The organism is Streptomyces sp. NPDC005761 (assembly GCF_040630635.1).
Taxonomy (GTDB): domain Bacteria; phylum Actinomycetota; class Actinomycetes; order Streptomycetales; family Streptomycetaceae; genus Streptomyces.
Genome location: NZ_JBEXXX010000015.1, coordinates 64,886 through 80,450 on the forward strand (window position 1 = coordinate 64,886; position 15,565 = coordinate 80,450).

At 69.7% G+C, this 15,565-nt stretch carries 9 protein-coding genes; 7 read left to right on the top strand and 2 right to left on the bottom strand.

All coding sequences use genetic code 11. The annotated features are described in order from the left end of the window. The first annotated feature begins 177 nt into the window (after positions 1–177). The 5 genes from ABZ434_RS16605 (at position 178) to ABZ434_RS16625 (ending at position 6,192) form a co-directional block, all read left to right on the top strand. On the top strand, positions 178–1,455 hold the full coding sequence (locus tag ABZ434_RS16605) for an extracellular solute-binding protein (protein ID WP_359136363.1): 1,278 nt from the start codon (positions 178–180) through the stop codon (positions 1,453–1,455). Positions 1,456–1,476: 21 nt separating this feature from the next. Then, a complete protein-coding gene (locus tag ABZ434_RS16610; RefSeq protein WP_359136366.1) occupies positions 1,477–2,493 on the top strand; it encodes a sugar ABC transporter permease in 1,017 nt (338 codons plus the stop codon). Beyond that, entirely contained in the window at positions 2,490–3,368 is an 879-nt protein-coding gene (locus ABZ434_RS16615) for a carbohydrate ABC transporter permease (RefSeq protein ID WP_359136368.1), read from the top strand. Before ABZ434_RS16610 ends, ABZ434_RS16615 begins: the two co-directional genes overlap by 4 nt. 104 nt (positions 3,369–3,472) lie before the next feature. Then, positions 3,473–5,149 carry a glycoside hydrolase family 13 protein gene (locus ABZ434_RS16620; protein ID WP_359136371.1) on the top strand — a complete coding sequence of 559 codons (1,677 nt, stop codon included), beginning with the start codon at positions 3,473–3,475 and terminating at the stop codon, positions 5,147–5,149. Continuing rightward, the gene (locus tag ABZ434_RS16625) at positions 5,134–6,192 is read left to right on the top strand and encodes a LacI family DNA-binding transcriptional regulator (protein WP_326663026.1); all 1,059 of its coding nucleotides are present in this window, start codon (positions 5,134–5,136) and stop codon (positions 6,190–6,192) included. Before ABZ434_RS16620 ends, ABZ434_RS16625 begins: the two co-directional genes overlap by 16 nt. Before the next feature lie 87 nt (positions 6,193–6,279). Here ABZ434_RS16625 and ABZ434_RS16630 read toward each other — a convergent pair whose 3' ends face one another. After that, positions 6,280–7,155, bottom strand: coding sequence for a hypothetical protein (locus ABZ434_RS16630; RefSeq protein WP_359136375.1), 876 nt, complete (start codon positions 7,153–7,155; stop codon positions 6,280–6,282). A gap of 55 nt (positions 7,156–7,210) precedes the next feature. Then, positions 7,211–7,807: an NAD(P)H-dependent oxidoreductase gene (locus ABZ434_RS16635; RefSeq protein ID WP_359136378.1), complete on the bottom strand. Its 597-nt coding sequence runs from the start codon at positions 7,805–7,807 to the stop codon at positions 7,211–7,213. Positions 7,808–8,423: 616 nt separating this feature from the next. Here ABZ434_RS16635 and ABZ434_RS16640 point away from each other — a divergent pair. Both ABZ434_RS16640 and pulA read left to right on the top strand, forming a co-directional pair. Beyond that, the gene (locus ABZ434_RS16640; RefSeq protein ID WP_359136381.1) at positions 8,424–10,145 is read left to right on the top strand and encodes a carbohydrate-binding module family 20 domain-containing protein; all 1,722 of its coding nucleotides are present in this window, start codon (positions 8,424–8,426) and stop codon (positions 10,143–10,145) included. Between the two features lie 80 nt (positions 10,146–10,225). Next, a complete protein-coding gene (pulA, locus tag ABZ434_RS16645) occupies positions 10,226–15,550 on the top strand; it encodes a pullulanase-type alpha-1,6-glucosidase (protein WP_359136384.1) in 5,325 nt (1,774 codons plus the stop codon). The last annotated feature ends 15 nt before the right edge of the window (positions 15,551–15,565 follow it).

Consider the following 15,565-nt stretch of genomic DNA (forward strand, 5'->3'; position numbering starts at 1 on the left):
CCAGGGATGGGGCGCTTCCGTCAAGAGGCTTGACGGCAACCGTGAGGACACGCGAATGTAACGATCGCCGGAGCTTGCAGAAATCTTCCGCAAACTCTTTCGGCCGTCTTTCATCCTTGTTACGTTCACGTCGACCCGGCGCCGCGACGGAGCGGTACGGCAGTTGAAGGAGTTCAGATGCGACGTGGCATAACGGCCACCGCCCTGGTCGCGGCCCTGGCGCTCGCGGCGACCGCCTGCGGCAGCGATGACGACAGTTCCGACGGCACCTCCAAGAGCTCGGGCGAGCTCTCGGGCACCGTGACGTGGTGGGACACCTCCACCGCGGGCAGCGAGGACAAGGTCTTCAAGAAGATCGCCGAGGGCTTCGAGAAGGAGCACCCGAAGGTCGACGTCAAGTACGTCAACGTGCCCTTCGGTGACGCCCAGAACAAGTTCAAGAACGCGGCCCAGTCCGGCTCCGGCGCTCCCGACGTCATCCGCTCCGAGGTTGCCTGGACGCCCGAGTTCGCCGACCTCGGCTACCTCGCCCCGCTGGACGGCACCGCCGCTCTCGTGAAGCAGGACGACTTCCTGAAGCAGGCCGCGGCGTCCACCAAGTACAAGGACAAGACGTACGCGGTGCCGCAGGTCATCGACTCCATGGGCATCTTCTACAACAAGAAGATCTTCAAGGAGGCCGGCGTCGAGGTTCCGAAGTCGATCGCCGAGCTGAAGACCGTCTCCAAGAAGATCAAGGACAAGACCGGCAAGACCGGCCTCTACCTGCGCGGCGACGACGCGTACTGGTTCCTGTCCTTCCTGTACGGCGAGGGCGGCGACATGGTCGACGCCTCCAGCAAGGCCGTCACCATCGACAACGCCGCCGGCGCCAAGGCCATGACGGTCGTCAAGGACCTGGTCGACTCCGGTGCCGCGAAGACCGACGCGACGGACGGCTGGGAGAACATGCAGTCGTCCTTCAAGGACGGCGACGTCGCGATGATGATCAACGGCCCGTGGGCCGTCGCCGACACGTACGCCGGCAAGGAGTTCAAGGACAAGGCGAACCTGGGCGTCGCCCCGGTCCCGGCCGGCTCCGCCGCGCAGGGTGCCCCGCAGGGCGGTCACAACCTGGCCGTCTACGCCGGCTCCAAGAACCTCGACGCCTCCTACGCCTTCGTCGACTACATGACCTCCGTGAAGACGCAGGCCCAGGTCACCAAGGAGCTCAACCTCCTGCCGACCCGCACCTCGGCCTACGCCGAAGAGGCCGTCGTCGACAACGAGATCGTCGGCTTCTTCAAGCCGGTCGTCGAGAGCGCCGTCGAGCGCCCCTGGATCCCCGAGACCGGCAGCCTCTTCGCGCCGCTCGTCACCGAGTACACCAAGGTCCTCACCGGCCAGACCTCCCCGGAGAAGGCCGTCAAGACGACCGGCGACTCCTACCGCAAGCTCCTCAAGGGCTGGAAGTAACTCAGGAAGGCAGGCCGACTGATGGCTGTCCACACCAGCCAGTCGGTGGCGAAGGCCGCGGGCGACGACGTCGCCCGCGGCCGGAGCCGCGGTACTGGTAACCCCCCGCCCCCGAGCAGGCTCCGGCGGGCTCTGTCGACGCACTGGTACGCCTGGACGATGGTGGCCCCGGTCGTCGTCGTGATCGGCGTGATCATCGGTTATCCGCTGGTCCGCGGCATCTACCTGTCGCTGACCGACGCCAACGAGCGCAACGTCGCGCGGTCCATCGGTGTCAACCACATGCCCGCCACGTACGAGTTCGTGGGCCTGGACAACTACGCCGACGCGCTCACCGGTGACCAGTTCCTCGGCACGCTCGGGTGGACCCTGGTGTGGACGGTCTCCTGCGTGGCCATCACCTTCGCCCTCGGCATGGCGCTCGCGAACATCCTGAACCGCAGGATCGCCGGGCGCTCCGCCTACCGGATGGCCCTCATCCTGCCCTGGGCCATCCCCGGCTTCGTCTCCGTCTTCGCCTGGCGCTTCCTCTACAACGAGGACCGCGGGCTGCTCAACAAGATCCTCTCCGGCGGCGGCTTCGACGGCATCGCCTGGCTCGACGACCCCACCTGGGCGAAGATCTCCGTCATCGCCGTCAACGTGTGGCTCGGTGTGCCGTTCATGATGGTCGCCCTCCTCGGCGGCCTGCAGTCCATACCCAGCGAGCACTACGAGGCCGCCGAGATGGACGGCGCCACCGCCTGGCAGCGCTTCCGCCACATCACGCTGCCCGGACTGCGGCCGGTCTCCACGACCGTGATCCTGCTGTCCACCATCTGGACCTTCAACATGTTCCCGGTGATCTTCCTGCTGACCCGGGGCGGACCCGGTGACGCCACCCAGATCCTGGTGACGCAGGCGTACAAGTTCTCCTTCGAGATCAGCCCGCGCGACTTCGCGCAGTCCTCCACGTGGGGCGTGCTGATCCTCGTGCTCCTGCTGCTCTTCGCCGCCGTGTACCGGCGAGTCCTCCGCACCCAGGGAGACGACTGGTGACCACCGCACCCACCACCGCCGCGCGGCACTCCGCGCCCAAGGTCCGGCTGCGCGGGGAACGTTCACCGCTGGCCTCGACCGCACTGCACCTGACGCTCATCGTCGCGTCGGTGATCGCGGTCTTCCCCGTTCTCTGGGTCCTGCTCACCTCGCTGAAGCCCGCCGCGTTCGCGACCACCACGGACTTCTTCAAGGAGACGACGTTCGAGAACTACACGAACCTGCTCCAGAACACGAAGTTCCTGACCTGGTTCGGCAACTCGGTGGTCGTCGCGGGGCTCACCACGCTCCTCGGCGTGATCGTCTCCGCCTCCACCGGCTACGCCGTCAGCCGCTTCCGCTTCCCCGGAAAGCGCGGACTGATGTGGACACTGCTGATCACGCAGATGTTCCCGGTCGCCGTCCTCATCGTGCCGATCTACAACATCATGGCCGGCATGGGGCTGCTGAATAAGCCGGCCGGTCTGGTCATCACCTACCTCACCATCTCGGTGCCGTTCTGCGCCTGGATGATGAAGGGCTTCTTCGACACCATCCCGCGCGAGATCGACGAGTCCGGCCAGGTCGACGGGCTCACCCCGTTCGGCACGTTCTGGCGGCTCATCCTGCCGCTGGCCAAGCCCGGCCTCGCCGTCACCGCGTTCTACTCGTTCATCACCGCCTGGGGCGAGGTGGCGTACGCCTCCGCGTTCATGGTCGGCGAGGAGAACCTCACGCTGGCGGGCGGCCTGCAGCTGTTCGTCAACCAGTACGGGGCCCAGTGGGGTCCGATGACCGCCGCGTCCGTGCTCATCGCGATACCCGCGGCCCTGGTCTTCCTGTTCGCGCAGAAGCACCTCGTCACCGGCATGTCCGCCGGAGCCGTCAAGGGCTGAGGTCTCACCGCACGGCCGTACGACCCGCACGCACCAGTCACGGTGGCGCCGGCATCCCGACCCGGTCCCGGCGCCGCCCCCCACCCAGACACCCCAGGGACGACATGACCCAGCACCTCGCTGCCCCCTCCACCGGCACGTCCGACGACGCCGCGGGCCATCGCACCGGCTGGTGGCAGGACGCGGTGATCTACCAGGTCTATCCGCGCAGCTTCGCCGACGGCAACGGCGACGGCATGGGCGATCTCGCAGGCGTCACCGCCCGGCTCCCGTACCTCAGGGACCTCGGCGTCGACGCGGTGTGGCTCAGCCCCTTCTACGCCTCCCCGCAGGCCGACGCGGGCTACGACGTCGCCGACTACCGGGCCATCGACCCCATGTTCGGCACACTTCTGGACGCCGACGCCCTGATCCGGGACGCCCACGACCTGGGTCTGCGCATCATCGTCGACCTGGTGCCCAACCACTCCTCCGACCAGCACGAGTGGTTCAAGCGGGCGCTCGCCGAGGGCCCCGGGTCCGCACTGCGCGAGCGCTACCACTTCCGCCCCGGCAAGGGTGCCTCCGGCGAACTCCCGCCCAACGACTGGGAGTCCATCTTCGGCGGCCCGGCCTGGACCCGGACCGCGGACGCGGACGGCACGCCCGGCGAGTGGTACCTCCACCTCTTCGCGCCCGAGCAGCCCGACTTCAACTGGGAACACCCGGCCGTCGCCGACGAGTTCCGCTCGATCCTGCGCTTCTGGCTCGACATGGGCGTCGACGGCTTCCGGGTCGACGTCGCGCACGGTCTCGTCAAGGCCGAGGGCCTGCCCGACCTGGGCGCGCACGACCAGCTCAAGCTGCTCGGAAACGATGTCATGCCGTTCTTCGACCAGGACGGGGTGCACGAGATCTACCGCAGCTGGCGCACCATCCTCGACGAGTACCCGGGCGACCGGATCGCGGTGGCCGAGGCCTGGACCCCGACCGTCGAGCGCACCGCCAACTACGTGCGCCCCGACGAGATGCACCAGGCTTTCAACTTCCAGTACCTGTCGACCGCCTGGGACGCCGCCGAGCTGCGCGCCGTCATCGACACCTCGCTGAACGCCATGCGTCCGGTCGGCGCCCCCACCACCTGGGTGCTCTCCAACCACGACGTCACCCGGCACGCCACCCGCTTCGCCAACCCGGCCGGCCTCGGCACCCAGATCCGCACCGCGGGGGACCGCGAACTGGGCCTGCGCCGGGCCCGCGCGGCCAGCCTGCTGATGCTGGCGCTTCCCGGATCCGCGTACGTCTACCAGGGCGAGGAGCTCGGCCTGCCCGACGTCACCGACCTGCCGGACGAGGCCCGCCAGGACCCGTCGTTCTTCCGGGCCGAGGGTCAGGACGGCTTCCGCGACGGCTGCCGCGTCCCGATCCCGTGGACCCGGGAGGGCAGCAGCTACGGCTTCGGCGCGGGCGGCAGTTGGCTCCCGCAGCCCACCGGCTGGGGCGAGCTGAGCATCGAGGCCCAGACCGGCGCGGCCGGCTCCACCCTGGAGCTGTACCGGGCCGCGATCGCCGCCCGCCGGGTGCACCCGGGGCTCGGCGCCGGAACCGAGGTGGAGTGGCTGGACGGCCCCGAGGGCGTGCTGGTCTTCGCCCGTCCCGGCTTCGTCTGCACCGTCAACACGACGGGCGTCCCGGTCCGCGTCCCCGTGCGCGGCACCGTCCTGCTGTCGAGCTCCCCGGTCGTCGCCGACGGTGCCGAGATCGAGCTGCCCGCGGACACCACGGTGTGGTGGACGGTGTGACCGTCCCCCCGCCCAGGGCCGGCAGCGCGCTGCGGCTCTCGGACATCGCCGGCCAGGCGTCCGTCAGCGAGGCGACCGTCAGCCGGGTGCTCAACGGCAAGCCGGGCGTCGCGGACACCACGCGTCAGCGGGTGCTCGCGGCGCTCGACATCCTGGGCTACGAGCGCCCCGTGAGGCTGCGGCAGCGCAGTGCCGGGCTGATCGGACTGGTGACGCCCGAGCTCACCAACCCGATCTTCCCGGCGTTCGCTCAGTCCGTCGAACAGGTCCTGGCGGGCCACGGCTACACCCCGGTGCTCTGCACCCAGCTGCCGGGCGGCGCCACCGAGGACGAGCTCGTCGAGCAGCTCGTCGAACGCGGCGTCGGCGGGATCGTTTTCCTCTCCGGACTGCACGCCGACACCTCGGCCGACCCGGCGCGCTATGCCGCGCTGACCGACCGCGGCGTGCCGTTCGTGCTGATCAACGGCTACAACGAGCGCATCAGTGCCCCGTTCGTCTCGCCCGATGACAACGCTGCCGTGCGGATGGCCGTGGGGCATCTCGCCGAGCTGGGCCACCGCCGGGTCGGTCTGGCGATCGGACCGCAGCGCTATGTGCCCTCCCGCCGCAAGCGGGACGGCTTCGTGGACGCCGCTGTCTCCCTGCTGGGCCTGGACCGCGAGGACGCCGAGAACCTGGTCTGCTCCACGCTGTTCAGCGTCGAGGGCGGTCAGGTGGCGGCCGGTGCGCTGCTGGACCAGGGATGCACGGGCATCGTCTGCGGAAGCGACCTGATGGCGCTCGGCGTCGTGCGGGCCGCCCGGGACCGCGGCCTCGACGTGCCGCGTGATGTGTCCGTGGTGGGCTTCGACGACTCGCAGCTCATCGCCTTCACCGACCCGCCGCTGACGACGGTGCGCCAGCCCGTGCAGGCGATGGCGGCGGCCGCGGTGGGCGCGCTGCTGGAGGAGATCGGCGGGAGCCCCGTCCAGCGCACGGAGTACGTGTTCCAGCCGGAGTTGGTGGTACGGGGTTCGACGGCGGCGCTGCGCAGCGCCTGAACGGGTGTGGAATCGGGGCCGGGTCCGGAGGGGGGACCCGGCCCCGACGCGCGTCCTGCTGGGCCGGGGCGCGGCCGGTCACAGCCCTCAGCCCGCCCCGTCACCCTCCTTGAAGAGCCTGACCGTGCTGAGGATCTGACGGATCGTGGTGTCGGACACCTCGTCGGGCACCCCGTGCGCCCCGAGGTAGGTCCAGGACACGAAGTCGCCCGCCGCGTTGTTGAAGGCGAACGTCATCGCCTTGCCGTCGGTGTCGCACTTTCCCTTCTTCGGTGTCCCGGACGATGTGACGGTCACGAGGCTGCCTTCGACGCCGGCCTTCGTCCGGTACGACTGGGGCTCACTGATGGTGAGACGGGTTCTGTCGGGCTGGGTGTACGCGCCGTAGACCCAGGTCTTCGCCGTGTCCTCGGCGGCCTCGGCGGTACTCTTCGCCCCCTTCTCCCCGGTGGTGCCGGTCGAGGCGAGCGAGGTGTTCTCCTCGTCGCCGTTCTTGTTGTCGTCGGACGTGCACCACTTCTCCTTGAGGACCGCCGGGGCCATCATCGCGACCAGCGGCTTCTCCTCGGGGTCGTCGTCCTCCGCGACGTAGCTGACCCAGCTCTCGGACTGCCGCGCCCAGGAGGCGGGCACGTCGAAGGTGATGCCGCGCTTGGCGTTGACCACGGTGTTCCAGCCGGGGACGAGCGGGCCCGAACCGCCCTCGGCCGCGGACCGGGCCGTGCCGCCGGGGCTCACCGAGGCCGACGCGGAGGACTTCGCGTCGGCCCGGTCCTTCCCGTCGTCCCCGTCGTCACGGAGCACGAGGAAGCCCGTCACGCCGCAGGCCACGACGACGGCGGCGGACGCCGCCACCGCGGTGATCGCGGTGCGGTTCCGGCGACGTGGCGGTTCGGGTGCCGAACTGACGTAGGTGTCCTGCGGATTCGGCTGTCCGGGGGGCGACTGCTGTCCTTGCCACATGGGCCGGGAGTCTAATCGGGCCTCTTCGGACCGTATGCGGAGCCCTCCGCGCACATCAGGCCAGCAGCGCGCGGGCGTGCTCACGGGCTTCGCGCAGCCAGGACGCCCGGGTCTCGTCGGAGGAGTCGGTGACCGTCCGGAAGACGACCCGGCGCACGTCGGTCACGCCCACATACGGCAGGACACATGCCGACCAGATCCGGTCCAGCGGATCACCGAACTCGGCCGCCTCGCGCTCGGCGGGAGTGTCGGAGGTGTTCAGGACGAGGGCCCGGCCGGCCTTCAGCAGCCCCTGCGGCTCCCCGTCCGACGAACCCAGCTTGTAGGCGACGCCCGGCACCATCACGCGCTGCACCCACCCCGTGAGGACCGCGGGCGGCATGCCCCACCAGTTGGGGTGCACGAACACCATGGCGTCGAGCGTGGCCACCTCGGCCCGGTGCGCCGCCAGCTGGGCATCCGGGGTGTCCGCGGCGGACCGCACCGTCTCCGTCTCGTCGGCGGTCAGTCCGGGTGCGAATCCCTCCGCGCAGAGGTCGTGCGCCCGTACGTCGGAACCCCGGTCGCGGAGCTCCTGCACCACGGCGTCGAACACCGCGTGGTTGAAGCTTCCGGGCCGTGGATGTGCGAGGTAGACCCCGGTACGCACCATGACATTCCCCCAAGGACGTCGAACGCGGTCGTCGGCCGGGGGCGTGGAGCAGCCCCCCGCTCGGCGTCCATCATGACGGGCGGGGCGCTGCTGGGGAAAAGGGGGCCGTACGGCGGCGGCGGACAGGCCCTGCCACGCACACGAGGGGCACCGGGGATCGACCCGGACGGGTCGGCGGGGAGTGTGACCCCCAGGTGCCCCTCTTGTACGTGACCGGCCCGGCCGGCCGGGCGCGTGGGGCCCGGGTAACGGGACCCCCGGCCGACCGGACCGGAGTCGGGAGAAACGTAACAGCGTTGCAATGTCTTGCGTAAGTCCTTGCAGGAAGAAATCTCCAGTATTTCGTGGATGTGAGCAGCTGATGTCCAAAGGGTTGACCGGAACCTGACGGGCTCGTACGGTCTCCCCGCGGCAAGGTTTGCATTCTTGCAGCAAGAACATTCAGGAGCCTTGAGGGCAGGGCGCGTTGTCGTACGAGGCTGCGAGGCCTCGGGTCACCTCGGATCGGAGAGCGGACGCGGTCCGGTGCGTGCGGGCCAGGGCGTGGCCGCCCGGTCGGAGGTGACCCGAAGCCTCGGTACCGTCACCCGTGTTTCCCCCACCGCAGGAGGAAAATATGGCCAGCAGACCCCTGTCTGCCGCGCTCGCCCTGATAGCGGGCGCCGCCGCCCTCGTGGTCCCCGCCACGAACGCGCAGGCCTCAGCTCCGGGCACCAAGGACGTCACCGCCGTCCTCTTCGAGTGGAAGTTCGACTCCGTCGCCAAGGCGTGCACGGACTCCCTCGGCCCGGCCGGCTACGGCTACGTACAGGTCTCGCCGCCCCAGGAGCACATCCAGGGCGGGCAGTGGTGGACCTCGTACCAGCCGGTGAGCTACAAGATCGCCGGACGGCTCGGCGACCGCACCTCGTTCGCGAACATGGTGAGCACCTGCCACGGCGCGGGCGTCAAGGTCGTCGCCGACTCGGTCATCAACCACATGTCGGCCGGTTCCGGCACGGGCACGGGCGGGTCCTCGTACAGCAAGTACGACTACCCCGGCCTCTACTCGGTCAGCGACATGAACGACTGTCAGTCGAACATCAGCAACTACGGCGACCGTGCCAACGTCCAGAACTGCGAACTCGTCGGCCTGGCCGACCTGGACACCGGTGAGGACTACGTACGCGGCAGGATCGCCGGTTATCTCAACGACCTGCTCTCGCTCGGCGTCGACGGATTCCGCATAGACGCGGCCAAGCACATGCCCGCCGCCGACCTCGCCAACATCAAGTCCCGGCTGAGCAACTCCGGCGTCTACTGGAAGCAGGAGGCGATCTACGGCGGCGGCGAGGCCGTCTCGCCCGACGAGTACGCCGGCACCGGCGACGTCCAGGAGTTCCGCTACGCCCGCAGCCTCAAGCAGGTCTTCAACAGCGAGAACCTCGCCAACCTGAAGAACTTCGGCGAGGGCTGGGGCTTCATGTCCTCCTCGAAGGCCGCGGTCTTCGTCGACAACCACGACACCGAGCGCAACGGCGAGACGCTGAACTACAAGAGCGGCGCCGGCTACACGCTCGCCAACGTGTTCATGCTGGCCTGGCCCTACGGCTCGCCCGACGTGCACTCCGGATACGAGTGGTCGGACAAGGACGCCGGTCCGCCGAGCGGCGGCACGGTGAACGCCTGCTTCAGCGACGGCTGGAAGTGCCAGCACGCCTGGCGCGAGATCTCCTCCATGGTCGGCTTCCGCAACACCGCCCGCGGTGAGGCCGTCACCAACTGGTGGGACAACGGCGGCGACCAGATCGCCTTCGGCCGTGGCTCCAAGGCATACGTCGCCATCAACCACGAGAACTCCTCGCTGACCCGTACGTTCCAGACCTCGCTGCCCTCCGGCGACTACTGCGACATCCAGTCCGGCAACGGCGTCACGGTCAACGGCTCCGGCCAGTTCACCGCCACGCTCGGCGCCCACACGGCTCTCGCCCTCCAGACCGGCGCCCGCACGTGCACCGGAGGCGGCACCGACCCGACGGACCCGACCGACCCCGGCACGGGCACGTCCGGAGCCTCCTTCGGCGTCAACGCCACGACCCAGCTCGGCCAGAACATCTACGTCACAGGCAACCAGTCCGCCCTCGGCAACTGGAACCCGGCGGCCGCGCCGAAGCTGGACCCGGCCACGTACCCCGTCTGGAAGCTCGACGTGAGCCTGCCGGCCGGTACGACGTTCGAGTACAAGTACGTCCGCAAGGACGCGAGCGGCAACGTCACCTGGGAGAGCGGCGCCAACCGCACAGCCACGGTGCCGTCCTCCGGCAAGGTCACCCTGACCGCCGACGTCTGGCGCAGCTGACCCCCTCCGCCCCACCCACCGGACGGGCCCTCACCGGCCCGTCCGGCCCTGCACACGCACCCCCTCCGAGGAGAACCCGAGTGATACGTCCGTCCCTGCGCGTGCCCGCGCGAAGAACGGCACCCGCCGTCGTCGCGGCCGCCCTGTGCGCGGCCCTCGTGCCCGCGCTGCCCGCTGCCGCGGCCAGGCCGCCCGCCGCGCCGTCGGACGCCAGGCTGGCGGCCCAGCCCGCCCGGCACGACCTGACCCGCGAGCAGTTCTACTTCGTCATGCCCGACCGCTTCGCCAACGGCGACACCGGCAACGACAGGGGCGGGCTGACCGGTTCGCGGCTGGAGACCGGGTACGACCCCACCGACAAGGGCTTCTACCAGGGCGGCGACCTCAAGGGGCTGACCGACCGGCTCGACTACATCAAGGATCTCGGCACCACCGCCATCTGGCTCGCCCCGATCTTCAAGAACCGGCCCGTCCAGGGCACCGGCAAGGACGCCTCGGCCGGCTACCACGGCTACTGGATCACCGACTTCACCCAGGTCGACCCGCACTTCGGTACCAACGCCGACCTGACGAAGCTGATCGAGCGGGCCCACCGCAAGGGCATGAAGGTCTTCTTCGACGTCATCACCAACCACACCGCCGACACCGTCGACTACGCCGAGAAGACCTACGGCTACAAGCCCAAGGGCGCCTACCCGTACCTCGACCGCGACGGCCGGCCCTTCGACGACGCCGCCGGCATGGCGAAGGCCGACGCCGACTCCTTCCCGTACAAGCCGGTCACCACCGGCGGGAAGACGCCGTCCTGGCTCAACGATCCGACGATGTACCACAACCGCGGTGACTCGACGTATGCCGGCGAGTCCACCACCTACGGCGACTTCTCCGGGCTCGACGACCTGTGGACCGAGCGGCCCGAGGTCGTCTCCGGCATGGAGAAGATCTACGAGAAGTGGGTCCGCGACTTCGACATCGACGGTTTCCGGATCGACACCGTCAAACACGTCGACCTGGACTTCTGGACCCAGTGGGCGACCGCGCTCGACACCTACGCGGCCAGGCACGGCCGCAAGGACTTCTTCATGTTCGGCGAGGTCTACTCCGCCGACACCGCGATCACCTCGCCCTACGTCACGCAGGGCCGTCTGGACGCGACGCTCGACTTCCCCTTCCAGGAAGCGGCCCGCCAGTACGCCTCCCAGGGCGCCCCGGCCTCGAAGCTCGCCGCCGTCTTCGGTGACGACTACCGGTACACCACCGACAAGGCCAACGCCTACGAGCAGGTGACCTTCCTCGGCAACCACGACATGGGCCGCATCGGGACCTTCCTGAAGCAGGACAACCCGAAGGCCGATGACGCCGAACTGGTCAAGCGCGCGGGGCTCGCCAACGAGCTGATGTTCCTCAGCCGCGGGAACCCCGTCGTCTACTACGGCGACGAGCAGGGCTTCACGGGCGCCGGCGGCGACAAGGACGCCCGGCAGACCATGTTCGCCTCGAAGACCGCGGACTACCTCGACGACGACGAACTGGGCACGGACCGCACGCACGCCTCCGACGCGTACGACACGAGCCACCCGCTCTACCGGTCCATCGCCGCGCTCTCCGAGCTGACCGCGGAGAACCCGGCCCTGCGCGACGGCGTCCAGACCGAGCGGTACTCCGAGGGCTCCGTCTACGCCTTCTCCCGCACGGACCCCGAGCGCAGCAACGAGTACGTCGTCGCCACCAACAACGGCACCGCGGCCAAGACCGTCGAGCTGTCCACCGAGTCCGCCGGAATGGACTTCCGTACGCTGTACGGCGGTTCCGGCACGGTCCGCAGCGGCGCCGACAAGAAGATCACCGTCACCGTCCCGGCGTTGTCCAGCATCGTGCTCCGTGCCGCGAAGACCCTGAACGCCCCCGCGGCCAGGCCCTCGATCACGCTGAAGGCGCCGGCCGCCGGCGCCACCGGCACCGTCGAGCTCACCGCCGACGTCGACGGCGGCTCCCTCAACCGGGTCGTGTTCGCCGCCCAGACCGGCAACGGCAAGTGGACCACCCTCGGCACCGCCGACCACGCCCCGTACAAGGTCACCCAGACCATCGGCGACACCGTCGCCGCCGGAACACCGCTGCGCTACAAGGCCGTCGTCGTCGACCGCACCGGCCGCACCGCGAGTGCGCTCGCCGCGTCGGCCGCAGGACAGGCGCCCGCCCCGGCGAAGCCCGTCGCCGTCGAACGCGACTACGCCGTCGTCCACTACAAGCGCGCGGACGGCGACTACGACGGCTGGCAGGTCAAGTCCGGCGACACCACCGCCGCGTTCGCCGGCCGGGACGCCTACGGCGCCTTCGCCTGGATCAAGGTGCCCGAGGGGGCATCGGCGGTCCCGTACACCGTGGAGAAGGCCGGCACCGCCGACGGCGCCGAGCGCACCGTCGACCTCGCGCGGACCGGGCAGGTCTGGATCGAGCAGGGCAAGGACGGCCAGGCCGACACCGCCCCCGACGGCGCCTACCCCGCCCCGGACGCCACCAAGGCCGTCCTGCACTACTACCGGGCCGACGGCGACTACGAGGGCTGGGGACTGCACACCTGGACCGGAGCCAAGGAACCCACCGACTGGTCCAAGCCGCTCCAGCCGGTGAAGAAGGACGCCTCGGGCCTCACCTTCGAGGTCCCGCTCGCCGACGGGGCCACCGCGCTCAGCTACATCCTGCACCGCGGTGACGAGAAGGACCTGCCCAGCGACCAGTCGCTCGACCTCGCCACCTACGGCCACGAGGTCTGGATGCTCGGCGGCAAGGCCGGCTACCTGCTCCCGCAGACCGGCGGCGTCCCCACCCCCGACCTCACGAAGGCCGAGGCGCAGTGGATCGACTCCGACACCGTCGTGTGGAAGGTGAAGGCCACCGGGGCCACCAGCCAGCAGCTCGTCTACGCGCAGAACGGCGGCATCTCCGTCGTCGACGGCGCCCTGACCGACGAGGGCCAGTGGCTGCGGCTCGGCCCGTCCGCGCTGACCGACGCGCAGAAGGCGAAGTACCCGCACCTCAAGGACTACCCGGCCTTCACCGTCGACGCCCGTGACCGGGACCGGGTCCGCGAGGCCCTGCGTGGCCAGCTGATCGCCACCCAGCGCGCGGCCAACGGCGCCCTCCTCGCAGCCACCGGCGTGCAGAGCGCCGGTGTGCTGGACGACGTCTACGGGGCGAAGGCGAGCGGCGCCTCGCTCGGCCCCGTCTTCCGTGACGGCCGCCCCACCCTGTCCGTCTGGGCGCCCACCGCCCGGACCGTCTCGCTCGAACTGGACGGCAGGACCGTCCCGATGCGGCGCGACGACCGCACCGGCGTGTGGTCCGTCACCGGCAGCAGGAGCTGGAACGGCAAGCCGTACCGGTACGCCGTGAGCGTCTGGGCACCCACCGTCCAGAAGCTCGTCACCAACAAGGTCACCGACCCCTACTCCACCGCCCTGACCACCGACTCCGCCCGGAGCCTCGTGGTCGACCTCCACGACCGGGACCTCGCGCCCAAGGGCTGGAGCGGGCTGGCCAAGCCCGCCGCGGTGCCGCTGCGCGACGCCCAGATCCAGGAACTGCAGATCCGCGACTTCTCGATCGCGGACCCCACCTCGAAGCACCCCGGTGAGTACCTCGCCTTCACCGACACCCGCTCGGACGGGATGAAGCACCTCAAGGAACTCGCCCGCTCCGGCACCAACTACGTCCACCTGCTGCCCGCCTTCGACATCGGCACCATTCCCGAGAAGAAGAAGGACCAGCAGAAGCCGGCCTGCGACCTCTCCGTCTACGCCCCCGACTCCGAGGAGCAGCAGGCCTGCGTGGCGAAGGCCGCCGCGAAGGACGCCTTCAACTGGGGTTACGACCCGCTGCACTACACCGTTCCCGAGGGCAGTTACGCCTCCGACCCCGACGGCACCAGGCGCACGGTCGAGTTCCGGCAGATGGTGCAGGGCCTCAACGGCGCCGGTCTGCGGACCGTCATGGACGTCGTCTACAACCACACCGTCGCCTCGGGCCAGGACGACAAGTCCGTACTCGACAAGATCGTGCCCGGCTACTACCAGCGCCTCCTGGAGGACGGCACCGTCGCCACCTCCACCTGCTGCGCCAACACCGCGCCCGAGAACACCATGATGGGCAAGCTCGTCGTGGACTCCGTCGTCACCTGGGCCAAGGAGTACAAGGTCGACGGCTTCCGTTTCGACCTGATGGGCCACCACCCCAAGGCCAACATCCTGGCCGTCCGCAAGGCGCTCGACGCGCTGACCGTGGCCAGGGACGGCGTCGACGGCAAGAAGATCATCCTGTACGGAGAGGGGTGGAACTTCGGCGAGATCGCCGACGACGCCCGCTTCGTCCAGGCCACCCAGAAGAACATGGCCGGTACCGGCATCGCCACCTTCTCCGACCGGGCCCGCGACGCCGTGCGCGGCGGCTCCCCGTTCGACGAGGACCCGGGCGTGCAGGGCTTCGCCACCGGTCTCTACACCGACCCCAACACCTCGGCGGCCAACGGCACCGAGGCCGAGCAGAAGGCCCGGTTGCTCCACTACCAGGACCTGATCAAGGTCGGACTCACCGGCAACCTCGCCGACTACACCTTCACCGACACCTCCGGCGCCACCGTCAAGGGCTCCGGCGTCGACTACAACGGAGCCCCGGCCGGATACGCCGCGGTCCCCGGTGACGCCCTCGCCTACTCCGACGCCCACGACAACGAGACCCTGTACGACGCGCTCGCCTTCAAGCTCCCGGCGGGCACCTCGGCAGCAGACCGGGCCCGCATGCAGGTCCTCGCCATGGCGACGGCGACCCTCTCGCAGGGCCCCTCGCTCTCGCAGGCCGGCACCGACCTGCTGCGCTCCAAGTCGCTGGACCGCAACTCCTTCGACAGCGGCGACTGGTTCAACGCCCTGCACTGGGACTGCCGCGCGGGCAACGGCTTCGGCCGCGGACTGCCGCCCGCCGCGGACAACAAGGCCAAGTGGTCCTACGCCAAGCCCCTGCTCGCCGACCCGGCGATCAGCCCCGGCTGCGCGCAGATCGACGGCGCCTCGGCCGCGTACCAGGACCTGCTGACCATCCGCGCCACGGAGAAGGACTTCGATCTCTCCACCGCCGGACAGGTGCAGTCCACGCTCTCCTTCCCGCTCTCCGGCAAGGACGAGACGCCCGGCGTGATCACCATGCGGCTCGGCAAGCTGGTCGTCGTCCTCAACGCGGCGCCCGGCGCCACCACCCAGAAGGTCGCCTCCCTGGCCGGAAAGAACTACGCCCTGCACCCCGTCCAGGCGGCGGGCGCGGATCTTACCGTCAAGAGGTCCACGTACGAGAGGAGTTCGGGAAGCTTCACCGTTCCGGGGCGCACGGTGGCGGTGTTCTCGCTGCGCTGACCCGCATCGGGACTA

Excerpts from the sequence above, each read along its gene's own strand:
- ABZ434_RS16640 (WP_359136381.1), top strand. The coding sequence starts at position 8,424 with ATGGCCAGCAGACCCCTGTCTGCCGCGCTCGCCCTGATAGCGGGCGCC.
- ABZ434_RS16620 (WP_359136371.1), top strand. The coding sequence starts at position 3,473 with ATGACCCAGCACCTCGCTGCCCCCTCCACCGGCACGTCCGACGACGCC.
- ABZ434_RS16610 (WP_359136366.1), top strand. The coding sequence starts at position 1,477 with ATGGCTGTCCACACCAGCCAGTCGGTGGCGAAGGCCGCGGGCGACGAC.
- ABZ434_RS16635 (WP_359136378.1), bottom strand. The coding sequence starts at position 7,807 with ATGGTGCGTACCGGGGTCTACCTCGCACATCCACGGCCCGGAAGCTTC.
- ABZ434_RS16630 (WP_359136375.1), bottom strand. The coding sequence starts at position 7,155 with ATGTGGCAAGGACAGCAGTCGCCCCCCGGACAGCCGAATCCGCAGGAC.
- ABZ434_RS16605 (WP_359136363.1), top strand. The coding sequence starts at position 178 with ATGCGACGTGGCATAACGGCCACCGCCCTGGTCGCGGCCCTGGCGCTC.